Source organism: Sporosarcina sp. FSL K6-6792, assembly GCF_038004885.1.
GTDB classification, from domain to species: Bacteria; Bacillota; Bacilli; order Bacillales_A; family Planococcaceae; genus Sporosarcina; species Sporosarcina psychrophila.
Genome location: NZ_JBBOSA010000001.1, coordinates 1836477 through 1860307, shown reverse-complemented (window position 1 = coordinate 1860307; position 23831 = coordinate 1836477). Strand labels below are relative to the sequence as shown.

Annotated in this window: 23 protein-coding genes and 1 pseudogene; 21 read left to right on the top strand and 3 right to left on the bottom strand. The window is 37.1% G+C overall.

Going from position 1 to position 23831, the window contains the following annotated elements:
* Nucleotides 1-26: 26 nt before the first annotated feature.
* The gene (locus tag MKZ26_RS08885; protein ID WP_067206519.1) at nucleotides 27-539 is read right to left on the bottom strand and encodes a gamma carbonic anhydrase; all 513 of its coding nucleotides are present in this window, start codon (nucleotides 537-539) and stop codon (nucleotides 27-29) included.
* A 119-nt stretch (nucleotides 540-658) separates the two neighbouring features.
* Between MKZ26_RS08885 and MKZ26_RS08880 the strand changes: the two genes are divergently transcribed.
* From MKZ26_RS08880 to MKZ26_RS08840, 9 genes are all read left to right on the top strand, one after another.
* Entirely contained in the window at nucleotides 659-1447 is a 789-nt protein-coding gene (locus MKZ26_RS08880; RefSeq protein ID WP_340765857.1) for an alpha/beta hydrolase, read from the top strand.
* Nucleotides 1448-1467: 20 nt separating this feature from the next.
* Nucleotides 1468-2082 carry a histidine phosphatase family protein gene (locus MKZ26_RS08875; RefSeq protein WP_340765855.1) on the top strand — a complete coding sequence of 205 codons (615 nt, stop codon included), beginning with the start codon at nucleotides 1468-1470 and terminating at the stop codon, nucleotides 2080-2082.
* 184 nt (nucleotides 2083-2266) lie between these two features.
* Complete coding sequence (locus tag MKZ26_RS08870; RefSeq protein WP_340765853.1) at nucleotides 2267-4267, top strand: methyl-accepting chemotaxis protein; 2001 nt, start codon at nucleotides 2267-2269, stop codon at nucleotides 4265-4267.
* Nucleotides 4268-4986: 719 nt separating this feature from the next.
* The gene (locus MKZ26_RS08865) at nucleotides 4987-5424 is read left to right on the top strand and encodes a YusW family protein (protein ID WP_067206527.1); all 438 of its coding nucleotides are present in this window, start codon (nucleotides 4987-4989) and stop codon (nucleotides 5422-5424) included.
* 376 nt (nucleotides 5425-5800) lie between these two features.
* Nucleotides 5801-6328: a signal peptidase I gene (gene lepB / locus MKZ26_RS08860; RefSeq protein ID WP_067206530.1), complete on the top strand. Its 528-nt coding sequence runs from the start codon at nucleotides 5801-5803 to the stop codon at nucleotides 6326-6328.
* On the top strand, nucleotides 6325-6912 hold the full coding sequence (locus tag MKZ26_RS08855) for a uridine kinase (RefSeq protein WP_340765848.1): 588 nt from the start codon (nucleotides 6325-6327) through the stop codon (nucleotides 6910-6912). Before lepB ends, MKZ26_RS08855 begins: the two co-directional genes overlap by 4 nt.
* Nucleotides 6909-7457, top strand: coding sequence for a GNAT family N-acetyltransferase (locus MKZ26_RS08850; protein WP_340765846.1), 549 nt, complete (start codon nucleotides 6909-6911; stop codon nucleotides 7455-7457). The genes MKZ26_RS08855 and MKZ26_RS08850 overlap by 4 nt, the downstream gene beginning before the upstream one ends.
* A 449-nt stretch (nucleotides 7458-7906) precedes the next feature.
* Complete coding sequence (locus MKZ26_RS08845; protein ID WP_340765844.1) at nucleotides 7907-8185, top strand: hypothetical protein; 279 nt, start codon at nucleotides 7907-7909, stop codon at nucleotides 8183-8185.
* Between the two features lie 222 nt (nucleotides 8186-8407).
* The gene (locus tag MKZ26_RS08840) at nucleotides 8408-9598 is read left to right on the top strand and encodes an oxalate decarboxylase family bicupin (RefSeq protein ID WP_340765841.1); all 1191 of its coding nucleotides are present in this window, start codon (nucleotides 8408-8410) and stop codon (nucleotides 9596-9598) included.
* A 469-nt stretch (nucleotides 9599-10067) separates the two neighbouring features.
* Here the strand turns inward: MKZ26_RS08840 and MKZ26_RS08835 are convergent, their stop codons facing one another.
* On the bottom strand, nucleotides 10068-10604 hold the full coding sequence (locus MKZ26_RS08835; RefSeq protein ID WP_340765839.1) for a hypothetical protein: 537 nt from the start codon (nucleotides 10602-10604) through the stop codon (nucleotides 10068-10070).
* A 555-nt stretch (nucleotides 10605-11159) separates the two neighbouring features.
* Between MKZ26_RS08835 and MKZ26_RS08830 the strand changes: the two genes are divergently transcribed.
* From MKZ26_RS08830 to MKZ26_RS08790, 9 genes are all read left to right on the top strand, one after another.
* Nucleotides 11160-11348 carry a hypothetical protein gene (locus MKZ26_RS08830; RefSeq protein WP_340765837.1) on the top strand — a complete coding sequence of 63 codons (189 nt, stop codon included), beginning with the start codon at nucleotides 11160-11162 and terminating at the stop codon, nucleotides 11346-11348.
* Between the two features lie 616 nt (nucleotides 11349-11964).
* Complete coding sequence (locus tag MKZ26_RS08825; protein WP_340765836.1) at nucleotides 11965-12402, top strand: hypothetical protein; 438 nt, start codon at nucleotides 11965-11967, stop codon at nucleotides 12400-12402.
* 354 nt (nucleotides 12403-12756) lie between these two features.
* Nucleotides 12757-13047 (top strand): hypothetical protein, encoded by a 291-nt coding sequence (locus tag MKZ26_RS08820; protein ID WP_340765835.1) that lies wholly within the window; start codon nucleotides 12757-12759, stop codon nucleotides 13045-13047.
* 478 nt (nucleotides 13048-13525) lie between these two features.
* Nucleotides 13526-14095 carry a hypothetical protein gene (locus MKZ26_RS08815; protein ID WP_340765834.1) on the top strand — a complete coding sequence of 190 codons (570 nt, stop codon included), beginning with the start codon at nucleotides 13526-13528 and terminating at the stop codon, nucleotides 14093-14095.
* 110 nt (nucleotides 14096-14205) lie between these two features.
* A complete protein-coding gene (locus MKZ26_RS08810) occupies nucleotides 14206-14646 on the top strand; it encodes a terpene synthase (protein WP_340765833.1) in 441 nt (146 codons plus the stop codon).
* Nucleotides 14647-14819: 173 nt separating this feature from the next.
* Entirely contained in the window at nucleotides 14820-15065 is a 246-nt protein-coding gene (locus MKZ26_RS08805; RefSeq protein ID WP_340765832.1) for a hypothetical protein, read from the top strand.
* 509 nt (nucleotides 15066-15574) lie between these two features.
* Nucleotides 15575-16090 carry a hypothetical protein gene (locus tag MKZ26_RS08800; RefSeq protein ID WP_340765831.1) on the top strand — a complete coding sequence of 172 codons (516 nt, stop codon included), beginning with the start codon at nucleotides 15575-15577 and terminating at the stop codon, nucleotides 16088-16090.
* Nucleotides 16091-17870: 1780 nt separating this feature from the next.
* Nucleotides 17871-18332, top strand: coding sequence for a VanZ family protein (locus tag MKZ26_RS08795; protein WP_340741615.1), 462 nt, complete (start codon nucleotides 17871-17873; stop codon nucleotides 18330-18332).
* A 275-nt stretch (nucleotides 18333-18607) separates the two neighbouring features.
* A complete protein-coding gene (locus MKZ26_RS08790) occupies nucleotides 18608-19210 on the top strand; it encodes a hypothetical protein (RefSeq protein WP_340765830.1) in 603 nt (200 codons plus the stop codon).
* A gap of 695 nt (nucleotides 19211-19905) precedes the next feature.
* On the opposite strand, the pseudogene MKZ26_RS08785 reads toward MKZ26_RS08790, so the two are convergent.
* Nucleotides 19906-20438, bottom strand: a pseudogene (locus MKZ26_RS08785) (ATP-binding protein).
* A gap of 433 nt (nucleotides 20439-20871) precedes the next feature.
* Here MKZ26_RS08785 and MKZ26_RS08780 point away from each other — a divergent pair.
* Genes MKZ26_RS08780 through MKZ26_RS08770 form a run of 3 tightly spaced genes read left to right on the top strand, consistent with a single transcriptional unit; the run spans nucleotide 20872 to nucleotide 23761 of the window.
* The gene (locus tag MKZ26_RS08780) at nucleotides 20872-23028 is read left to right on the top strand and encodes an ATP-dependent helicase (RefSeq protein WP_340765828.1); all 2157 of its coding nucleotides are present in this window, start codon (nucleotides 20872-20874) and stop codon (nucleotides 23026-23028) included.
* Nucleotides 23025-23402 carry a fluoride efflux transporter FluC gene (locus tag MKZ26_RS08775; protein ID WP_340765827.1) on the top strand — a complete coding sequence of 126 codons (378 nt, stop codon included), beginning with the start codon at nucleotides 23025-23027 and terminating at the stop codon, nucleotides 23400-23402. Before MKZ26_RS08780 ends, MKZ26_RS08775 begins: the two co-directional genes overlap by 4 nt.
* Nucleotides 23399-23761, top strand: a complete 363-nt coding sequence (locus MKZ26_RS08770; protein ID WP_340765826.1) for a fluoride efflux transporter FluC — start codon at nucleotides 23399-23401, stop codon at nucleotides 23759-23761. Before MKZ26_RS08775 ends, MKZ26_RS08770 begins: the two co-directional genes overlap by 4 nt.
* The last annotated feature ends 70 nt before the right edge of the window (nucleotides 23762-23831 follow it).

Below are 23831 nucleotides of genomic sequence, written 5' to 3'. Positions count from 1 at the left end.
AGCTGCCTTCAAAGGCAGCTCTTTTATTATTGTTGTAAACTCTTGTAATACTGCCCTTTTTCCGCATACTCCTGAACAATCCGTTCCATGTCCGCACGATCGTCGTCATTCAGCTCACGCACGACTTTTGCTGGCGACCCGAGTGCTAGCGTATTCGGGGGAATCTTCTTACCAGGCGGCACGAGACTGCCTGCGCCAATGAATGCCCCTTCGCCAATTTCAGCACCGTCCAAAACAATGGAACCCATACCGATAAGCGCTCCTTTTTTTACCGTACAACTATGTAACGTTACTTGGTGCCCAATTGTCACCTCATCTTCAAGAATAAGCGGAAACTTTGGGCTTTGATGAAGGCAGCACAAGTCTTGAATATTTACTTTACGTCCAATAATTGTTGGAGATACGTCACCCCGGATTACGGTATTAAACCAAATTGTCGATTCAGGACCAATTGTCACATCACCTGAAATCGTCGTGAAGTCGCCAATGAAAACGGACGGATCAATTACAGGCGTTTTTCCTTTATAAGGATAAATCATGATGCTCTCCTCTTTTCTTTAGGTAGTGTATAATTATCGTAACAAAGATTAGGTTTTTATTGTAGATAAATAGGGAAATATATAGATAAAAGAACTAGATAGATGAGGGGAAGATGACCATGTGGAAATGGGAAGCGGAAGGGCCACCAAAAGCTGTCGTGGCCATCGTCCATAATGTGTACGAACATCATAGTAGAAATGCATGGCTTATTCAGAAACTCCGAAACAGCGGTTTTCATGTCGTGACAGGAGATTTACCTGGACACGGAGCGGAAGGTGTCGGAAAAATTCACGATGACCAATTTGATGCCTACGCTAAATTTGTGGAAAAATTAATAGCGGTCGGTCTCGATGATAATTTACCTTTGTTCATTATTGGACATGGAATAGGTGCCACCTTCGTAATGCGTCTTTTACAGCGAAAGAAAATTGAATGCGCAGGGGCTGTTTTTAGTTCCCCATGGCTAGCATTGCGTCATCAGCCACCTAAATTTTCGAACGTATTGACAAAATTCTCGTCATCTATGAAATTGAATCATGAAATTGACATTGAGATGTTAACACGCAATAGTGATTTATATGAAGAGGCTAAGCAAGATGACTTTTATAACGATGAATTCACCGTAGCCTGGTATAAAGAGTTACAATCATTCATAAAATTGGTTGCACAGAGTGAAAGAAGTATTCATGATATACCGGTGCTTATGCATATTGCGGAAGAGGATAAAATAACAGACATAGCGCTTGCTAAGAAATGGTTTATCCGACAGGAACTTTCTGAGTTTCAATATAAGCAATGGAAACGGTTGTGCCATGACGTTTATCAGGAACCAGAGCGTGAGGAAGTTTACTTATATACGGAATCATTTATGAATAATGTACTAAGGTCGCTTGGGTATGTCGTATAGGGGAAAACTGGAAATGGTTTGTGGGTAAATTTGAAGTGGAGGTGTTTACGATTACGATAATTGGGTTTGTACGACATGGCGTTACCGCGTGGAATAAAGAAGGAAGAGCACAAGGAAGTACTGATGTCCCACTTGATGATGAAGGAATTGAGATGGCACACGGTGTAGCTCAAAGACTTTCTGGTGAACAATGGGATGTTATCTACACAAGTCCTTTAATTCGTGCTGCAAAAACAGCTGAAATCATCGCGGACAGTATGCCTGATATCCGTCTCTTATCGGACAATCGCTTGCGAGAATCAGGGGGTGGCCTGGTTGAAGGATTGACGGAAATGGAGCGAGTAAAAAAATGGGGGCACTCATGGAGGCAGCTGGAACTCGGTTTCGAACCGCAGGAAGAAATTATTTCACGCGGACTTAATTTCATAGAGGAAATAAAAGAATTGCATCCAGATAAACGAATCTTAGTCGTCAGTCATGGAGGATTTATTGGTCGATTGATAAAAGAGCTTGTCCCTTACAAGGATTTAGCTGTGGACCTGGAAAACACATCAGTCACTATTATTAAACTGCAAGAAGATCGAAACCTATGCGAGCTGTTTAATTGTACGAAACATTTACAACGTATTAAGTAAGCATTTAAAACGCCAGAGAATGGCGTTTTTTATTTTGCGTATATTTAATAAGTCGAAATACATTATATTATTTAAAATATTCTATCATTCTAGTGACTATTAGACTATAATCAAAAATATAGTCTAATGAGGTCAGAATTTATGCGTGAAGTATGTCGAATCGAAGTAGAAGGAGGTAAGTGAAATGAAATCGATTAAAGCAAAAATCATTGTAAGTGTAATAGCGTTATTTTTCATTATTCTTACGATAGTAAACTTGTTCGTTAATCTTCAAATGCAAAAGCAAACGGAAAATGTCCTTATAAATCAAAGTGAAGTTGCCGTGCAGGAGATGGGTCGATCGATTGAAAACAGTATGTTGCAATATGAAAAAACGCTATATTTGCTTACCGAAAATCCGGAAGTCACATCATTTATAGAGACGCAGTATGGCACCGGGAGTGATAGCGAATTAAGTCGAGGCATCGAAAAGGTCTTTAATGATTATATGGGACAAATGACGGATACGGATTTAATGTATTTTGGATTCGAAAACAAATATACCAAATTTGTTCCCCATCTCGTTATCGATGGATTTGATCCGACTAGCCGCGTATGGTATACAGCAGCTAGCGACCAACCAGACAAAGTTGTATGGTCGGATCCATATGTCGATGCAGCGTCAGGTGGATATGTTATTACGGCATCTAAAGCGATGAAACGAAACAATTCACTTGTTGGTGTTATTGGGGTAGACATTAGTTTGGGAAATATTACTGATAGTGTATCCAAAAGTGAATTTGGATTTGGAGGCTACCCATTCTTATTTGATAGAAATGATGGGGCAATCGTTCACCCTCATTTACTAACAGACAAAGAGGAATTGGCGGATTTATCTTATTTAACGGCATTATTTAACGAAGAAAAAACGAAGGGAATCGGACAATACAATGAAGATAAGAATGAAATGGTCGGCGTTTTTACCGAAGTCCCGCATTTCGGTTGGACAGTTGGTGCCGCGTTCAATCAAGATGCAATTGATGGTTCAGTTAGTCAAACTAGGAACTTAATCATCATAACTTTCATATTAGCAGGAATAGTAATGATTGTTGTTCTTTGGTTCTTAATATCAAGAATTGTTAGTCCTCTCGGTGAAATTCGTACAGCAATGGATAAAGTGACGGAAGGAAACCTTAACGCATACGCGGATGTGAAATCGAAGGATGAATTTGGTCAACTTGCAAACAATTTTAATGCAATGACTTCAAAAGTTCGTGATGTTATTACATTGGTTAACCTTTCTGTTGATGAAGTTCGTTTAGCGGCAGAAAGCTTAAGTGCATCCGCAGAAGAGACGAATGCCGTTAGTGAGCAGATGGCGGGGGCTATCGATGATATCGCATCAGGTGCAACGAAATCCGCACATGATACAGAAGATGTGACGCAAACAGTTGGCTATTTAAGCGAACAACTAATAGGGATTCAAGAAAAAGCGAGCATTATGACAGGCATTGCAATAGAAGCTGAAGAGGTCAACAAAAGTGGAGTCAGCCAAGTCAATCAGCTACAATTGTCGTTCGATGGCTGGAAGACAAATCTGCAATCGATGGCGGATGTCGTTGGAGATTTGGAAACGAAAGTTGGAGCAATCGGAATTGTCATGGAAACGATAACTCAAATTTCCACGCAGACGAACTTGTTGGCGCTTAATGCGAGCATTGAGGCAGCACGTGCTGGCGAACACGGTAAAGGCTTTGCGGTCGTTGCTGATGAAGTGAGGAAACTAGCTGAACAATCTGCACGAGCAACAGATGAAGTAAAAGCGACCGTTCAAGAACTTCAAAATGGCTCCCACCAAGTTTCGAGGCAAATGAGGGAAACGGGGGAGACATTTGAGGAACAAGGAAAAGTCGTGCTTGCTACACAAATGACGTTCGGAGACATTTCCAAACTCATGAATAAGCTTGAACAGTCCATCAGCAGTGTCTATGACGAAGTAAATAAGGTCGTTGAACATAAGGAGACGGTTATGGAGACAATTGAAACTATGGCGGCGACAGCTGAAGAAACAGCTGCGGCAAGTGAAGAAATTAGTGCATCGACGGACGAGCAGCTTCGGGCAATCCGTGAGGTAGCACAAGCCGCGGATACATTGGCGGGGTTAAGTGACAATCTGCACACCGCCATGAGCCATTTCAAAGTTTAATAACAATTAGCTGCCGGGAAATTGGAAGGTTTTTGTTTAGAGTTAAAATTAATCTTAATCATCTTGCGGTTCTGTCTTTGGACGGAGCCGCTTTACTAGTAGGCGGTATAACGGAATCGGTAAAATACTTAATGGTTTTGCTACTATAATCTTTGTACTATACAGTCGGCGCTTAACGGATAGAGGATTCTTCCAACAACGCTTTGTCGCTTGGTTATGGTCTCACGCAATAAGCCCAGTAGTAGATTTCTGAGGAGGGATTGAACTGCATCCCTCTACTTCGTCTCACACTTGTTGCTCATTCGCTAAATTCGTTCGTAAAACTGGTGAGGTATACCACCTTGTTAATCTTAATATGTAGTGCAGAATATCTCCCTATGGAAAGGGGTTTATTATTTTTAACTTTTTTGGATGCCTTCAATGACTATCACTAAATAGCAGGCGACCTCTATTTCAAACGATGTATATTTTTAGGTCCACAATGGTACCGACAGGATAAGGTATGCTATATTTATGTATAAGTATCAGTTTTTCTGTCGAACATTGTAAGACAGTTTCTGAGAATGCTAGGTTATATATGTATTCTTTTTTATCCTTTCAACACCGTTGGTCATGTACCCTACTAATCAGTGGATAATTCGTCTCAACGTGATAGGTGAACTTACTTGAAAAGATGAATTATGAAGCATGGATAATACATTGAAAAGGGGAATTATCTTATGAACACTAAAAAACTTTCGTTATACGCTACAGCACTATTATCGACGGCACTTGTATTAGGTGCGTGTACCGATAAAGAAATAGTAAAGAACGCTCCTACTAATGAGGAAATTCAGAGCGAGTTCGGTTTCCGTTCATTTGACTTAGATATAGATACAGTCAAGAAGAGAGATGCAATTGAAGCTTCATTTGACTTGGATATGTCCGAAACCGAAGCAGAATACAAGAACAAATTAAATAACATTAAGTTATCAGGAGATAAAGCTTATAGTGAATTGCAACCGATTTTTAAAGAGCTAGGATTAACAACAGACATGTCGAGAGAAGAAGTAATAGAAAAGGTGTCCAAAGCATTTGGTGCAGAAGATTACGCGGAGTTTGATTTGGAAATTGAATTCACAGATGGAAGTGAGCAAGAATTTTCGGATATGAAATAATAAACCATCGGGAGAATTCTCGTTTTCGGGGTAAATAGTACGCAATATTCAAAGCGCCGAACCTCAAAAGTTCAGTGCTTTTTGTTTTTATCATATACAACTAGTTACTTTGCCTAACCAATAATTTTACGACCGGTATAAGTGGAAAAGTAACACGGAATTAAAGATATGAATGATTAAGTTTTATTGAATTGACGGAGACATTTTTTCACTTATCTAACATTGTGGTGAACGAAGCGCGATTGTTATAATAAGAATCTTTTAAGTTGGGCAGGAATTTATCATAAAGAATAGAATATAGAGCATAGTAGTCTATAAACGCATAGTAACGTTATATGGTAAATAATATGAATTATATAGTAGACGGGGGTATTGTATGAAAGAAGGCGGCAAAAGTGAGCTCATTTCGTGGATACAATCAGTAGCAATTGCATTCGTCATTGCAATCGTCATACGCCAATTTTTATTTACACCAGTCGTCGTATCGGGTCAATCGATGCAGCCGACTTTTGAAAATGATAATAAAATCGTCATCTCAAAAGTGTATAAGATTGATCGTTTTGACATGATTGTTTTCCATGCTCCGGATTCAGAGGACAATTTCATTAAGCGGGTAATTGGTCTTCCAGGAGATGTCGTCGTCATGAACAACGACAAGCTTTATATAAATGGCGTGGAATATGAAGAGGACTATGTGCAAGAGAATAAAGCTGGGATTTTCGAAGGCCAGAAGTTAACACAAGACTTTAAAGTGGAAGTACCTGAAGGCTATTTATACGTGCTTGGGGATAACCGAAGAAACAGTACGGATAGTAGAATCATCGGTTTCATCGATGAAAAATCAGTTATTGGTTCAGTGAAGTTCAGATTCTATCCATTTCGTGAAATGGGAATACCAAAATGAAAAATCACTCTAAATGTTCCATGCTCATTGGAATTGACGGTCTTGGCGGATCGGGAAAAACGATGTATGCCTATAAATTGCAGCAACAGTTAGAGGGCTCAGTGATCTTGCACCTTGATGATTTTGTTCACAAAAAGGAAGTCCGTTATAACGAGAATTATGAAGAATGGTATTGCTATTATCATTTACAATGGCGGTATGATTATTTAATACAAAAATTACTGCTACCATTGAAAAGTGGTTTGGATGTGAATGAGACAATCGAAGTGTATAACAGAGAAACTGACAGTTATATACTGCGGGAAATTGAAATCCCCGCGGGAACAACAGTAATCGTTGAAGGGGTTTTTCTACAACGTCCTGAATTGAGACCCTATTTTGAAACAGTCATCTATCTAGAGTTGGATCAAGAGACAAGGTTACAACGTATCACAGATAGGGATATCTATATGGGGAATAAGAAAGAAATCGCTTTAAAGTACAACCAACGGTATTTCCCCGCGGAAGAAAAGTATATAGAACAATGCAATCCATTAGCTTTGGCAGATATAGTTGAAAATGAAGTGAAAGAGGGGCTAGTATGACATTTCCAGTTTTAAATACGCCGCGACTTCGATTGACTAAAGTGGAGACAGGTCATGCGCCTGCACTATTCACCATTTTTTCAAATCCACAAGTAGTTAAATATTATGGGATGGACCCGATGTACGAGTTGGCTCAGGCGGAAAAAATTATTGAGCATTTCAAAAGTACTTATGAAACAAAAAGAGGAATTCGCTGGGCGATTACGATAAAAGACGGGAACCAGTTTGTAGGCACGATTGGATTGAATAACTTGGCACTTGGTATGAAAAGAGCGGAAGTTGGATTTGAAATACATCCAGACTTTTGGCGAAGCGGTATTACCTCTGAAGCATTACAAGCAGTTTTGGATTATTCATTTGATGAACTCGGGTTGCACCGTATGGGGGCAGTCGCATTTCCTGCAAATAGTGCATCTATCGGTCTGTTAGAGAAGAATGGATTCATGGCAGAAGGAAAGTTAAGAAGTTATTTATTCCAAAATGGGCATTCCCACGATGCGTTGATATTTTCAATTTTGCACACTGAATGGAAGTTAAATCAGTAACAACACCCCAAGTACTCTGCACATAATTTTGAGACCACTGATAAAGCCCATTAGTTTAACGAAGCGAACCTTTCCCCAATGATATCGAGGAAAGGTTCGCTTTTTTCTGGTCCATTACGAACAGGAGATTTCCTGTTTTTTCTATTTGGGGCATGGTAATACGCTTTGCAACACCCTCCTATGACTTTCCAGGTAAGGTTTTTCATCTGCTTATCATTGAGGTAAATCTACATAATTATTCATGTAAACAGGTCTGACGTTCACCAAAAGCTCGTAAGTCCAACGATGTATTTTCGTGTATAAAGAAAATGAAGTACCATAGGCGATGAACGGTAAGGGGGCATGGGATTGTGTCAACTGCGGCGAGAACCGGATGTTCATGCACATACAAGGCCGTTAAGATATAATGAAATTATTTGGATATTAAATTGGTAATAGGAGGTGAAAACGTGGGTAAATTTAACACGTTTTCATATTTATTTTTATTTCTCGCAGTAATTACACAAATTAGTGATTTTATATTTTCTTCATCTGAATTTTACTATAATCATTATCTTAACTTCACTCTGCTTATAGTTATAGTAAGTCCAATTATCGGAATTATTTTAGGTTCATTTGGAAAAAGAGGGAATTATAAACTGATAGCTATTGTTTTAAATGTCGGCTTTTTTATCTCTTTCTCACTTTTAGCATTATTAAACTTATGGATTATAACTTTCGGTAAATAAAACTTCAATTGTATGTAAATATGAATCGGCTGCATTAGGGTAGCTTTTTCTTATTGAGTAATGGAGTTAACTACTTCCTTGAAGTGGTGTTATGTTGATCATAGGTGCATGCAGCATACAAATCCGTTCAGTGTTGGATTCGACGTCATTTACAAAGACCCTACATCATATATTGTTTGGTGAGTACACAAAGAATGCATTCCAATGAGAGGAGTCTATGACTTGGAAAAACCGGAACAAAATCAAGGTACGTACGCAAAAGTGCCACAGCCCATTCGAAATGACGGTGCTGGAGGATATGATACCGGTCCACGGGATATTATGCGGGATCTTGAAAATCCCGACTTGTTAGTTCCACCTGAAACGGATGCTGGCTTGCTTTCTAATATGAAATTTTCGTTCTCCGACACTTCTATGACATTAAATCACGGGGGGTGGTCACGGGAAATCACTGTCAGGGAACTACCCATTGCGACCACGCTGGCAGGTGTAAATATGAGCTTGACCCCCGGCGGTGTTCGAGAATTGCATTGGCATCAACAAGCAGAATGGGCCTATATGATAGTAGGTCGGGCACGAATTACGTCAATCGACTCAGAGGGGCGAAATTTCATTGCCGACGTAGGACCAGGCGACCTATGGTACTTCCCCCCTGGGCTCCCACACTCAATTCAGGGATTGGAACACTGTGAATTTCTGCTCGTCTTCGATGACGGTACCTTTTCTGACCTTAACACTTTATCCATCTCCGATTGGTTTGCACATACTCCCAAAGATGTGCTGTCTGCCAATTTCGGAGTACCAGTTAGTGCATTTGACCACATTCCTTCGGGGCAGGTCTATATCTATCAAGACAAGGTTCCCGGTCCTTTGGAAAACGAGAAGGTTCAGTCCCCTTATGGAACCATTCCTCAAAGCTTCAAGCATCAGTTGCTAGCGCAAACACCAATTAAAACACCTGGTGGAAGCGTACGAATCGTAGACTCTTCTAATTTCCCTATATCGAAAAATATCGCAGCTGCGCTTGTTGAGATTGAACCAGGCGCGATGAGAGAACTACATTGGCATCCGAATAACGATGAGTGGCAATATTACCTAACTGGACAGGGACGCATGACGGTATTTGCTGGAAATGGTATAGCTCGTACATTTGATTATAGAGCTGGTGATGTAGGCTATGTGCCATTTGCTACTGGGCACTATATTCAGAATACCGGTACTAAAACTTTATGGTTTTTGGAAATGTTCAAGAGTGATCGATTTGTTGATGTGTCATTAAATCAATGGATGGCGCTTACCCCTCGCGACCTGGTTAGAGACAATTTGCATGTTGGACCAGAATTATTGGATGCGCTACGCAAAGTGGAATCGCCGGTCGTCAAATACCCGGGGTTTTCCTATTATCCTAAATAACGACTGAAAATGGCATCAGTACAAAGTTTTGCAGATAAATGTTATGATACCGATGGCATTGTTGCGCCTTCGGTTTTTCATGTATTTCCCCAATATTTCATTTTCCATATTCTTTTTAGTTTCAGACGGGAGGTAATTACTTCCTATGTCTGGTGTGTATGGCGTATACAAGCCTGTTCAGCAATCGATTCTCTGTTTTACAGTTTGATCTCATGGAGCTAATCCAGTTTCTTGTTGAATTAACGAGTAGCATTAATTGAAAATCATTAAATTAAGAAAGGTCTATTTCTCTTACAAAAAATAGACCTTTTCAATTGTGTATGCTGCATGCACCTTAGTTAACAACCCCTCCTTAACGTAAGTAGTTAACTCCATTGCAAAATAAGAAAACATACAAAGATCAGTAGTACTAACCATTGCCTTGGTCTGCACTACTGATCTTAGTATGTTTTATAACTTGCGTCCTCTGCTACTTAATAGGCAATAAACCTTTGCCGGTTGTAATATAGATTTTTCCATCTATTTCAACTGTTTCCAATATACTTTCCATAAAGCGAATTATACCACGTTCCTCCACTACTGTTGATTCTTTTTTAAAGAGAACGGGGGTAATAGATTTATATATAATGTAATTGGTATAAAAAATATCAGAATTTTTTTGTGGTGTTTGTGAATTCCTCTTTTCAGAGATAAAGTATGGTTTTGAAAGAATATCATTACTTTCTACATATGCATAATAATAAGACGGTAGTAAAAACGCCCTAAAACAACACGTTGTTACAATGATTATTACAAAAAATGATAATGTATCTGCTGCCCGTATATTTACATCTTTTTTAACTGAAATTATGTAAATTGCAGAAGGAAAAGAAAAGACAGCGATCAATAAAAGCCATTTATCAATACGAGTTCTATTGACCACAATAGTCCATCCAAAAAACTTCATTATAAAAAGAAATATAACGATGGAGGCTAAGCTTAATAAAGCAATATAAATCTTTTTCATTTTTTCACTCCCTTAAAAATACTAGTTATTCCCAATAATAGCATACTCCTTGTCTTCTCTTACAAAGACTACCGAATAAAGAGAATATACCAAAAAACAATTTGGTTATACCTAACCAAGTCAAATAGAAATATCGAAGAGAAGATAAAGGGAGAAAGAGATATGTCTTATACTATCACCAACAATTACATCCCGGAGTCCTTATCCCCCGCAGTTACAGTCTTTGCTACTAATTGGTTATTTTAATGATGGGGAGATGGAATTGCTGGATACAAATCAACTGAAGCAATATTTTGCTGTATCGGTCAAGCATTTAAAACCAGCCAGTCTTGCACATCGCATTCGCATTATTACACATTAATGGTATACTTTGTATAAATTCGAATAGGGGAAAACGACATCAAATCCAAATTATTAATAGGATCTATTGTTCTTGTGATTGGTGTTGCAATCGTTGGGGTACGCCATTTTTACTTACGGGTAGGTTTGTCATTTTATAGTAAATGTAACTTTTAGCCGAATGCTACGTATATATTAAAAAGGGGAGGTAATGTAATGCATTGGATAATGTGGGTTTTCTGGGGGTTCTTTGTAACTTTAATTGTAGGCGTCTATCTTGTGGATTTTTTGACTAAAAGGAAATATAGTTTTCATGAACAGGAAAAGTCATTAAATCAGAATTCAGCAGTAAACGATACTCTACGAGAAGTGGGACGGATTGATCAACAAATTGGACCGTTTTAAATTAAGGAAAACTCATAAATACTTCAACTAATGGAAGCTTTAGTTGAACAAGTAGCTGCCTGTAAGGGTAGCTTTTTCTTATTGAACTCTCATGAAAATTAAACGCAGCTCATTTTTTTTTAAAAAGTACAGCGTCTAGATTATGGAAGAGATTACTTGTTGTCTTGCGCGTTCTTCAATAATGCTTCGAAGATAGCGAACTAACTCCTTTAGAGAAGGAGGAATATAGGAAAAAAAGTACGTTACTTATTCAAAAATTTTTATCTTTGGTTTAGTAAGCGGGATTGTTTATTGTTATCCCTTTATTTGGTGATGTGTTTAGGTGAGTGTTTTTTATGATAGATGAATTGATGAAATTGCAGCAGAGAATGGGTGAAAGTTACCTGTTCTTTTTTATTTGACTAAAAGGAAGATTATCGGGAAGTGTTTGCAGACGTTATACGCAATATAAACCTTAGCCTTATCACCTGCCAAAAAGATGACAAATTAGTTGGAAAGTGACATTGGATTTTTGAATTCTGATTAATCAATACACGTGTTATAATATATAAATATGTGAACATATTCCAAATAAATAAAAACATGCAATTTTAGAGATTAAAAGGAGAATATGATAATGAAAAAAACAATGCTGTTATTGTTAACAGTTATTATTATAGCTGGTTGTAATGGAATATCTTCAAACAATACTTATAAGCAAGCAGAAGGCAAAGTTATTGTGGGTACTCACGATTATATAATGATGATAGGTGAGTTCGAATGGCTAGATACTGACGTGAAATTTAGAAAAATTAGTAGTTCAGATATAAATGACTTAGCAGTTGGATTCAAAACATTACAAGTTGAAAAAGGTGGTAAATTAAAAATTGAAATTGAAGAAAACCCTTCATCTATCATCCTAAAACAATGGAACGAAGATGAAACAAGTGATGTTGTTGAACTTAAAGATAATGAAATAATCCTTCCATCGGAAGAGGGATATTATATTTATGAAGTGATCGTAGAATGGAACAAAGGAAAAGCAACTTATGTTTTTGATATTAATATAAAATGAAACAAAAATTCATTGGGATGGTTGTTAGTATACAGGATTTTGGGAGATGTTCTATTTTCGTGTTATTTAGTTAAATTTGCATAACTATAGATTTTGACGGACCTGGCGTTCAGCAGAAATCCTGTTAACTCAACGATGTATAAAATTGAATGCATACAAAAAGCGAAGGACCGCAGGGGGAACTGAGAGTTTATAGGGTCATGAGCATAATTACCTGCCGAAAATTGGCATTTTGTTAACCTCGTGTGCATGGTTATACAAGGCTGTTCAGCGATTGAATTCCTTGTTGAACTAACTGGCAGTTTAGTGAGATAAGAGATATTGTGAAATTAAAATAAAGAAGGGGATGATAAAATGGTGCTTTTTGTTGGGTATGTATTTGCATTCATAGGAGCACTTGCTGCTTATCATCTAAGCGAAGGTAAGTCAAAGAAAAGGAAATACATTGTTTGGGGAATCACTCTTATGTCGGTAATCTCACCATTATTATCTTTTCAGATTGGTTTAACCTATGGCTTAATTATTAGGAATATATGGGCAATACCAGTAACAATTATTATACTGTTTATGATTGGTTTCATCATAGGATTAATTATACTATTAATAGGCATATTCAAGAAGAAGGAAACTGACGTTCTTGTATAAATCATTAAACTCCCATGATAATTAAAAAACGCTCAAAATCTATAAAACTACATAACAAAAAAACTCAGAAAAAGTTTTTTGAAAAAAGGCTGAGCCTTCAAAATGATTATATTAAGTTGAAAGTTAATTAGAAACCAACTCCATTCTTCATAAAATAAAGGCAGGCTGGTGCAGTAACCAGAGTAGGATTAATCTTCCATAAGTGCTACCCGTATTTGGTGCGACATTCTGTTATGCACCGTGGTCGTTGGAGTCAGACTAACGGATGGGCTCTATGGCACCATAGTTGATCGACCTTCCTCTCCCGGCCGTAATATCCAATACCCGTTCTGTACACATTTTCATCCTCTGTGGTGTAGCGCTGATTTTGCGCTTCATGTATGGCTAATGGGGCAGGTTTGTTCGAGAGAAAATTTGAAACATTTTGCATTATAAAACGTATTACAAGTGGTAGGATTTATATTATGGAGGTGTTTTTTTGAAAAGAATTTCTCTTTTTATAATTTCTTTGTCTTTAATTATCTCACTGATGGGATGCAGTTCAAGTGTTCAAAGTAGTATAAAAGATTATAATGACAATGATATTGCAGCTATTGTCAAAGATAAAGAAATTACGATAGGTGAATTAAGATTTTTGTATACAGATGAAGAGGTGTTGGAAAGTATTGAGGGAACTGTAAAAATCGAATTAATTCTGCAAGAAGCTAAAAGAATGAATTTGGATGTTTCCGATAACAAAGATCTACAAGAGGAAACAATGATGTTGCTACCTCTTAGAGATAAAGAAGATCCATTCGGAAAATCTATGATTGATTTTATCGAAATGCAAGCTCAAAAGTTAGGTATGGAACCTAAAGAATATTATAAGAAGTACGTAGAAATCAGGAGCGAACAAATTGCTTATATAGATGCTTATACGCAAGAAATGTTTGGTGAACCAGACGCATACAACGAAGATGGGTTAGAGGTATACAATAAAAAAGCCAATGACTTTTTGAATGAATTTGTAAAAGAACATAAAAATGAGATTAAAATACTAATTGAGTAACTTTAATATGCATCTCTTTTTTCTTGTTTCAGAAGGAAAATTTGTTTAGATTAAGAATATGTACAGATATAACTGCGGGTTATAAATTCATATTTGAATAGGTGAAAAAAATGATTTCAATCGATAGAAAACTAAGATTACGAGATTTAGAAATTTTTCGTTTCTTTAAAGACAATAAAATGTTGGCTTATGTCATTATTGAAGATACTAGAGGACCATTTACAGAAGAAGATAAAAAGTTAGAGCCACTTTGTTTTTTAGATGACGAAGATATAAATATAATTGTTAATGTATTCAAAATTTATTTCTTGTCAGATGAACCTTTAGAAAAAGAAGATTCGATGATGTTAAGACAGTTTTTTGGAGAATTAGTTGACATTTGTTCTGTTACAAACTATATTACTCAAGAATTTATACAGAAAGACTTATATGAACATGTGGATGATTCGTGGGATATTAAAACTCATCAAAGAATGTTAGATATAGTTGGTTCAAAGTATAAGATCCAATCAATTGATGAAAAAAGTTGGTTAAATTTATCTCAAGAATAATGTCACTTTAGTTGAAAATGGGTTACTTAGGTAACTCTTTTTTCTTGATGAACTTATGAGCCAGGTTAGTTGAAGAGTGTTTAACTTGCGTTCAAGAATCGGGCTTTTTTTGCAGAAGAAAATGTAACATATTTTTATAACAGTCGTCTAAGGCTTAAAGGAGGAATGTGACATTGAAAAATAAAGTGATTTTCTTATATCTGTTTTTATTAAGCGGTTTATTGTTTGCTTGTAATTCAGAGGAAGTTGAGAATAAAGTTAAAGCAACTTTTGTAGGAACAATCGAGGAAATCCGTAGTAGTGGAACTGCTACTATTTCTGAACTTGAAGCGAACGATAATAAACTATTAGGAACTGTTGTTATTGATCTCCCTGCGAATGCAGAAGAACCGTTACAAGTAGGTGAAAGTCGGATATGATGGCACGACTTTGGAAATGGCTCAAGTGAGAATTTCTACAATCACTATAGAAAAAGTGGAATAATCTTCATTTTACTTCTTAAACTCCCATGAAAATTAAAAAACGCTCAAAATCTATAAATCTACATAACAAAAAAAGCTCAGGAAATTTTTTTAAAAAAAAGACTGTGCCCTGAGAAGAATAATATTGAATGGATGGGTAAATCAAGAATCAGCTCCATCCTTCAGAAAATATAAGCAAGGCTAGTGCAGTAACCAGAGTAGGATTAATCTCCCATAAGTGCTACCCGTATTGGGTGAGACATTCTGATATGCACCGTGGTCGTTGGAGTCAGACTAACGGATAGGGCTCTACGGCACCATAGTTGATCGATCTTCTTCGCCAGCCGTAGTATCCAATACCCGTACTGCACACATTTTCATCCTCTGTGGTGTAGCGCTGATTTTGCGCTTCATGTATGGCTAACGGCGCAGGTTAGTTTAACAAGAAAGCTGAGAGGATTGATGACATGGTCAAATATAAGTTGGCTAAATTATTCCAAGGTATAGAAATAGGTGCTTTTGATACTGCTAAAGATTGGGGAGATGATACCAAAGACTACTATTATAATTATTTTGATTATAAGGATAATGAGATTCGGGCAGGGGCTATATTAGCTTTTACGGCTATGTTGGGCAATTTGTATAACGGACCAGCAGATGTTTTTCGAACCAAAGCGGGGGTTACGTATTTACCAAAAGAACAATTTTACTTTTTTGAAGATTATCTTACTGTATTTTTAGTAAATGCACACTCTATAAAAAGGGATTTTCCTAACCTATATTCTTATACTGTGTATTATTTGTATAAATTAGATAAACAAAAAGCATTTGAGCTTGTTTTCCCACAAATTGAACAGGAGCTATTTAAAAAAATGAGAGCCCAATTATTCCTAATTGAACACGGTGCTCAAATAAATCCTCCAGCATTTAATAAAATGCTTCGAGAAGTTGGATTACCAACTTTTTTCCCAAGTTGGGATTAGTACTTTAGTTAAACAATCGGATGCCTTTGTAGGGCAGCTTTTCTTATTGAGTAATGGAGTTAAGAACTTCCGTGAACGGCCGTTATGTTAATTTGGTGTGTATGGTCTATACAAGCCCGTCCAGCGATTGAATCGCTGTTTTTACAGTTTGATCTCATGGAACTAATCCAGTTTTTTGTAGAACTAACAGTGCAGGATAATTGAACATGGTTTGGAAAGAATGTCCCTAAAAAAAGTCGAGAAAACGAAAGAATGAGTGTGTAGAATAATGTCCTCGTCTACACCATTACCTCTAAATTCCCAAAGTTTTTTTACCCCTCTACCACGTATTTTGATAATAATATGAGTTATACCAGTGAAAAAAACAGCTGAAATAATCTGCGTAGGAATGGGAAAAAAATCCAATATATTGTTGTGAAATCATACTCACCATTAAAAATATCTTCAAAATAATAAGGAAAGAACATGAATGATACAAGTATAGACGCAGAAAAAATAAATAATGGGGAAATCCAAATATGTTTTGATTGTGTAAAATAGACAATTATGCAACAAACAACAGGGATAATCAAAAGGCAGATAATATAATAAAGTTCAAATTTCCATTCAAAAAACGGTATCAAATTGTTTTCTCCTTCTCAGATATGATAACTGCTTTGCATTCCTGACGTTATGTAAACCTGCTGTGCATAGACCATACAATCCCGTTCAGCAATTAATTCGATGTTATACCGATTAACATCGAGAAACTGGATAATTACTTTAACATTAGATTGAAAAGGAAGTGAAATAACATATGAGCAAAAAAATGGCTTGGAATATTTATCATTGTAATGTTGATAACCATGCTTGTTATTATCCCATTATTCGGTAATCCGTTATACCCCTTATTTGATTTATTTAAATAGTAATAAGCTTTTTGCCTTTCACGACAACTTTTACTTATTGCACTAAAGGGGCAAGTTAGTTTAACAAAACGTATGAACAATTATGGTAATATGGGATTGAAAAGGGGAGTGTTTGTGACCTATCTAACCATTCTTTATATCTGTTTGTTAGCGGTGTTTATCAGTGCTATTGGAGGTTTCCTGAGCTATAAAGTAAGTCGTAAATTTTTTAACGCTGAAGCACTTAGATATATATTGGGAGGCATAGTAGCTTTACTTTTAAGCTACCCAATGACAATATTACTGCAACTTGGTGGAGTATGGTTCTATCACTTGCCTATCGCAGTGCTGGCGATAGTGTTATATGTCGCGTTCTATTTGAATTCAAAGGGTAATTGGAAATTGATAGCGTGGTTCGGTTTAGTTGTGTTAACTGTAATTATTGCAGCACACGTTTATCTAATCATAATCTCTATCTTCTTAAGCTAACTGTGTACGCGCGACAAGTTCTGTTATAAATGTTAACAGCGTGAAAGACAGGAGATTCTGTGATTTTAAATCTCAACTTTACAAATGAGGGTAGGAATGAAGGAACCACGTCACCTAAAACTATCTCGTTAATACTTCTGCTTGCATTATGACTGACAGGTTAGAAGTTCTGAAGCCAGATGAAGTCTACAGAACAAAGACTAAAGACATTCCTAAGGAAAAGGTATGCCGAGCGGCTGAAAAGCTAGACATGGTGAGAATAGTTCCTTTATAAAGGAACTGACGGACTTTCCAAAAGGTTTAAAGTTAGAACATGAGGAAACTCATATCCTATCCAACGATGGGCTAAATGGTGTAAAGTGAAAAAAGCACCTTATGAATAACAGCAAGTGCAGGGGGAGAAAATGAAGAAAGAAATTAAGATTGTATTTAGTATAAGTTTTATATTTTACTTATTGGTATTGGTGTTTATATTATTCTTAGGTTTTAGGGGTTATAGGTATGACCTGCCATTCTTAGAGTATATGAAAAACTCTTCAAATTTCGTTCCATTTAAAACTATAAATACATATTTTCATGCAATACTTGATAGAAGTATAAATTTGGATATCCCTATCAAAAACCTTTTGGGTAATTTTATTTTGTTTTTACCAATGGGTATTTATTTACCATTTTTCATAAAGAAAACAAATAAAGTAATGGTATTTTCTATTTCAATGATTGTATTATTATTTATTATTGAGGTAATGCAATTAGTTACAAGAAAGGGTAGTTTCGACGTTGATGATTTCATCCTAAATATGCCTGGTGCTTTAATAGGGTTTGGAATTTGGAGAACAAAGTTTGTTCAGAAACTACTTAAATAGAATTGTAATTATTCTTCAACTATCTGGGGCTTTTAGTGAAGAGTCGGCTGCCTTTCACGGCGGCTTTTTCTTATTAAGTAATGGTGAGGTGGGTTATTGTGTTTATAATGGCTTTATCCGGTCAGAAAAGAACAGATGAAATTAAAAAAATTACTTTTAATCAATTTGGAATTGCGATCCTAATTTCTATTGGTTTAATGATTTTGGCTATTGGACTTATGAGTATAATGGAATAAAAGCAAATGTAGGATTGAGCGAAGCTAGGATGTGATTGAATGTTTCAAGATGGATTTCCAAATTATTTGAGAGAGGATGTAGCCGCAGTGGTTGGAATGATTCCTCATAAAAATAATGAAAATGTCACTAGTGGTGTGTCTCAGGATACTATTCAATACTTTCAAGATAATACCATGATTAGGTTTCCTTATCGCATCTACTACAATGATAGTTTAGATGAAGTTATAGACAATTTAAGTCTGCGACAAAAAATGATTTTGCATTGTATTTATTCAAGAAGTTGTGACGGGTTTGTTCGCCAAAAGCATATGTTTTCGTTGCTTCAGATGGATTATGAAGATTGGGCTATTCCTTATATCGTAAAAATATGTGATGAATATGTCGTAGAGATAATAGAAATGACTTATGATGCTTTAAAAGAACAGGATACAGAACGGATTAAGAGATTTTGTCTTGAAAATATTGTGCCGTTTAGCAAAAGTTACAATAGAATGATTAGCTATTGGAACGAATATTACAGATATAGAAACAATGATTTCAAAAAATATATTGGCAGGAAGTTATTTAGAGATTGTTTTGGTTACTCTAAATCCATGGAACGCAGAAGAAAAGAAGTTTGTGAAACATATCACTTAAAGTAACGGTTGCTGGTTTAGTTAAACGAGAATTGGCAGCCTTTTCTTTGAATTAAAGGATAAGAATACTTCCATGAAGGGGTGTAATATCAACTAGTGGTAAATAGTGCATACATTAGTTATGGGGATTTGTTTGAAATAAAAAAACATGAAAGTAAAATGTGTGAGTACTGAAAAAAGGAGTTTTTATATGCGAAACTTATCTATACTTAGCGTAGTTCTAGCAGCAATATTTTTATTAATACATATAGTATTTGATTTTAAAAACCACATGTCGGTTTTAATGGCCAACATTTTAATAGCCATTTTCACTTTTGTTTTACTTTTATCTGGAATTTATTTAGTCAATCAAAAAAAGAAACGCTTTTTTCTTTAACTCATCACGCTCTCCAATGAATTCCGAACGTTCGTTATATGATTCACATTCACCGATTACTTTTCCCTGAACACTTCGGGTGTATGCAGCATCCAAACTCGCATTAGAACAGTAAATGTATAAAAGTATGCTTGGGAAAATTGCAAAACTATCACAATACAAATATGTTAGATTTGCGAAAAGTCTCACTTTTATTTAGAAAGGGAGACTTTTTTATCTATTGCTGGTGTCATAACTTAAAAATCACGACACTGTTATGATGTGACAAAATCTGATAAAAGGATTGACCATTTTGCTCAACTAATCCGATAGCACAATATTTTTTTCAGTTCGAACTTAAATAATTGAGGACTATATTCACTCGCTCTTTTACCGTATCGTCACCTTCTATTCTCAATACCGGGCATTCTAAGTCCGACATCCAATGTACGTGTAACATTTTACTTCTGACTTCCATTCCTGCTTCATCATATAAGGAAGCCCACTTCAAAAAAGCCTTGGATTCGTCGTATTTACTACCACCATCCAATATTTCATTCCCATACCTATGAAATTCCCTTTGTTGCAATCTCTCAAGTCTTATATTTTGGGGAAGCTGCAAAAATATAACCAAGTCAAAATGGGCTTTAAATTCGTCACCCCAACCACATATTGCCCCCGAAAGAATACAGTTTTGATATATTGTTAAGTCATGCTTTAGCATTTTTGTTCTTTCAGGTATTGGTCTTTGTTCTGTGAACTTAGTTAACCAAAATAGTCGTCTGTATCAAGAAGAGTATAAGGAAGTGCCTGTGATAACGCAGTTCCGAGTGTCGAAGTTCCAGAACCAGCAGCACCAAATATATGTATTTTTGTAATAAGAATTTCCTCCTCTAATAGGCCATTTCATTATTTTTGATTATACAGATAAAATTCATCTTTAGTAAAATCCCCTTATTCAACTAACGTTGGCAATAGGTAAGCATTTGGTGTTATCTTCAAATTTTCCCAGTCGTAGCATTGTTCTACACACATTTTCATCCAAACAAAAGAAGTTAAACACTATAATTAATATTGAAATGATATAAGACAATATGTGAGGTTTTGAAAGTGAAGAAGTGTGCATATGTAAATTTAGTACCTTGGTTCTGTTTAGTTTTGTCCTTCGCGATTATATTCGACTAAATTATGGTAACCGTCACCTTTGCTTACTCAGGGGAGGTTTTTTGATATGAATGATGTTTGATTCCTCTACAAATAGGCGTTCGTATGGTAAATTAAGTACAGTGTAAGTAAAAGGAGTTACGGTAAAATGAATGATTTTTTTGAACGAAAAAAGAAAGAATTGAATATAGATTTGAATGAAGTGCAAAAGAAAGCAGTGCTGCAAACAGATGGCCCGCTTTTGCTTTTAGCATGCCCTGGATCAGGGAAAACGACGACAATGATCATGCGAATCGGATATTTGATTGAAGAAAAGAACGTCAATCCGAAGCGTATTAAAGCAATTACATTTAGCCGGGCATCTGCGCGAGATATGACGGAGCGTTTCACAAGGTTTTTCCCGCACAGTGCCCGCGTGGACTTTTCCACAATCCATAGTTTGGCATTTATGATTGCGCGTAGCTACTTAGAGAAAATAGGCACAACATACGAGCTGATTGAAGGAAGTAAAACAGGGCGTCAGTCTATCAATAAGGCATTTTTATTGAAAGGCATATATAAAGACGTATTGAAAGAGGATTGCACGGATGACGAACTGTCGTCTCTTTCGACATTCATCAGTGGGATTAAAAACCGTATGATCCCACTCGGAAAATGGGAGGAGCTTGAAGGGCCTGTTGATAAGGCAGGACGCATTGCCAGGAAATACGAGCAGTATAAGACGCGTACAAGTGGTCACCTGCTTCTTGATTTTGATGATATGCTGACAATTGCGGAACAGGCACTTCGAGAAGATGAACAACTTAGCGAGCACTTTCGAAACCTCTACGACTACCTCCTAACCGACGAAAGCCAGGACACGTCCCTTGTTCAACATAAAATTGTGGAGCATCTTGTGGCGCATCACGGCAATCTTTGTGTGGTTGCTGATGATGACCAGTCGATCTATACGTGGCGCGGGGCGGAGCCGGATTATCTTCTTGATTTCAAGAGTGTCTATCCGGATGCTCAAGTGCTGATGATGGAGCGTAATTACCGTTCGTCAAAAGAAATTGTGGAGATGTCTTCGAAGTTCATCAAACGGAACAAAAAGCGCTATCCAAAAGACATGCATACGGAAAACGGCAAGATCGAGCCAATTTATATTAAACAGCTTACTAGCCCGAAACAGCAATTAGAATACGTAACATATGAGCTGTTGAACGAGAAGAATTTGAATGAGATTGCTATTTTGTTCAGGAACAATTCATCGTCAACGATGTTCGTGAGCGAACTACATAGGCGAGGCATCCCATTTTATATGAAGGATGCAGATGACAAGTTTTTCACACATTGGATTGTCGAGGATATTTTGAACTTTATGCGTCTTAGTTTTAATATGGAACGGAAAGATATATTTGCGAAGATCATCATGAAAATGAATGCTTTTATTTCACGAAACATGCTCACCCAGTTTGAAAATACTGCAACAACGGGGAATGTATTCGATGCATTTATTCAAACGGTTGAAATGAAAGACAGTCAAGTCAAAAAGTTAGCTGACTATAAAAAAGGATACGCTGTGATTCCAGAGATGCGTCCGGAACGAGTGATTCAACTGATTCGGAATGATTTTGGGTATGAGGCGGCGCTTAAAAGTAGAGCTGAAAAGTTTGGATTCCGTTTTGAAAGCCTGCTTAGCATTTTAGATACACTTGAAGGAATTGCATCACAACTCCGAACGATGGTGGAATTTGCGACGCGTTTGAAAGAACTTGAACAGGCAGTAAAAAATGCGAAATTCAATGCACCTGAAAATGCAGTGACGTTATCGACATTTCACAGTGCGAAAGGGCTTGAGTTCCGGCGTGTGTTCATGATTGATTTACTAAAAGGGGTTATTCCATCAGAGGAAGATGAGAGTGATGTAGCGATGTTGGAAGAAGCGCGTAGGCTCTTCTACGTCGGGATGACACGTGCGAAAAACCGACTTGAATTGCTGTCATATGGTCAGGACGAAGGGAAGCCAAAAGAAGATTCTAGGTTTCTGAATGAAGTAAGGGGCCTTCTTTTGAAACCGGGTGAAGCGAACAAAGAGCAGAAGCCAGTGAAGATTAGGAAAGCGTCGATTGCACTAAATCCTGATGGTATTCAAGATAGTGACGAGCTAGCGGTTGGAACAGCGGTCAAACACCGTGTATTCGGGCAGGGTGAAGTCACACGGCGTGATGGTGATGAAATTCATATCCAATTTGGTAAAATCGAGAAAAGGCTTGATCTTGCAACGGTTCTTTCCCTTAGGTTACTTGAGAAAGTTGCCCTATGAAAAAGCTCTTATGGATTGGATTGGCAGGAGCGGCAGGAGCAATTATACGCGTGGCGATTGGCCATGTCGTTTCCAACGATTCAGGATTTCCCTTTTCGACGCTAGGTGTAAATATTGTGGGTACGTTTTTGCTATGTTTTATTGTAGCAGGAGCTTTTCGCAAACTAGCAGCGGATAAACAATTGCAAGATATTGTAACGACGGGTTTTCTTGGTTCATTTACAACGTTTTCAGCGTTAAGCATGGAGACTGTATTACTGATAGAAAAAGGTCAAATTATCTTGGCTGGATTGTATATCATTCTTAGTATAATCGGCGGACTTACTGCCGGGGCGCTCGGCTTTCATCTAGGCAGGAAGAAGGTACGTACATGACTTTCGTGGATTTATTGATGATTGGAATCGGAGGCTTTTCCGGTGCAGTCATTCGGTATTATATTTCAGCAAAGATGAATAAGCAGGATGGGTTTCCAGCTGGGACATTGCTCGTCAATCTGGCAGGGTCTCTGCTGATTGGAGTCATTTTCGGGCTAGAACTACCTTTATGGGCGACTATCCTGTTCGCCTCCGGTTTCGCAGGGGCGCTGACGACATTTTCCACTTTGAATAAAGAGCTGTTAGTCATGTGGGGAAACGGTAGGAAAAGGAATGCGGTACTCTATCTTCTGCTTATATATATATCGGGAATCGGCCTTGCATTTCTTGGCTACCTGGTGGGAAGTAGTATTTACTAAATTTGTCCGTTTGAGTTGAGTCCAATTGGGAATAGAGTAGTAGACTACTAAAATTCCGAATGGAGGAAAC

Coding starts and splice junctions, on each gene's coding strand:
- MKZ26_RS08885 (WP_067206519.1), bottom strand. CDS start 539: ATGATTTATCCTTATAAAGGAAAAACGCCTGTAATTGATCCGTCCGTT.
- MKZ26_RS08880 (WP_340765857.1), top strand. CDS start 659: ATGTGGAAATGGGAAGCGGAAGGGCCACCAAAAGCTGTCGTGGCCATC.
- MKZ26_RS08870 (WP_340765853.1), top strand. CDS start 2,267: ATGAAATCGATTAAAGCAAAAATCATTGTAAGTGTAATAGCGTTATTT.
- MKZ26_RS08865 (WP_067206527.1), top strand. CDS start 4,987: ATGAACACTAAAAAACTTTCGTTATACGCTACAGCACTATTATCGACG.
- lepB (WP_067206530.1), top strand. CDS start 5,801: ATGAAAGAAGGCGGCAAAAGTGAGCTCATTTCGTGGATACAATCAGTA.
- MKZ26_RS08855 (WP_340765848.1), top strand. CDS start 6,325: ATGAAAAATCACTCTAAATGTTCCATGCTCATTGGAATTGACGGTCTT.
- MKZ26_RS08850 (WP_340765846.1), top strand. CDS start 6,909: ATGACATTTCCAGTTTTAAATACGCCGCGACTTCGATTGACTAAAGTG.
- MKZ26_RS08835 (WP_340765839.1), bottom strand. CDS start 10,604: ATGAAAAAGATTTATATTGCTTTATTAAGCTTAGCCTCCATCGTTATA.
- MKZ26_RS08830 (WP_340765837.1), top strand. CDS start 11,160: ATGCATTGGATAATGTGGGTTTTCTGGGGGTTCTTTGTAACTTTAATT.
- MKZ26_RS08825 (WP_340765836.1), top strand. CDS start 11,965: ATGAAAAAAACAATGCTGTTATTGTTAACAGTTATTATTATAGCTGGT.
- MKZ26_RS08820 (WP_340765835.1), top strand. CDS start 12,757: ATGGTGCTTTTTGTTGGGTATGTATTTGCATTCATAGGAGCACTTGCT.
- MKZ26_RS08810 (WP_340765833.1), top strand. CDS start 14,206: ATGATTTCAATCGATAGAAAACTAAGATTACGAGATTTAGAAATTTTT.
- MKZ26_RS08800 (WP_340765831.1), top strand. CDS start 15,575: ATGGTCAAATATAAGTTGGCTAAATTATTCCAAGGTATAGAAATAGGT.
- MKZ26_RS08795 (WP_340741615.1), top strand. CDS start 17,871: ATGAAGAAAGAAATTAAGATTGTATTTAGTATAAGTTTTATATTTTAC.
- MKZ26_RS08790 (WP_340765830.1), top strand. CDS start 18,608: ATGTTTCAAGATGGATTTCCAAATTATTTGAGAGAGGATGTAGCCGCA.
- MKZ26_RS08780 (WP_340765828.1), top strand. CDS start 20,872: ATGAATGATTTTTTTGAACGAAAAAAGAAAGAATTGAATATAGATTTG.
- MKZ26_RS08775 (WP_340765827.1), top strand. CDS start 23,025: ATGAAAAAGCTCTTATGGATTGGATTGGCAGGAGCGGCAGGAGCAATT.
- MKZ26_RS08770 (WP_340765826.1), top strand. CDS start 23,399: ATGACTTTCGTGGATTTATTGATGATTGGAATCGGAGGCTTTTCCGGT.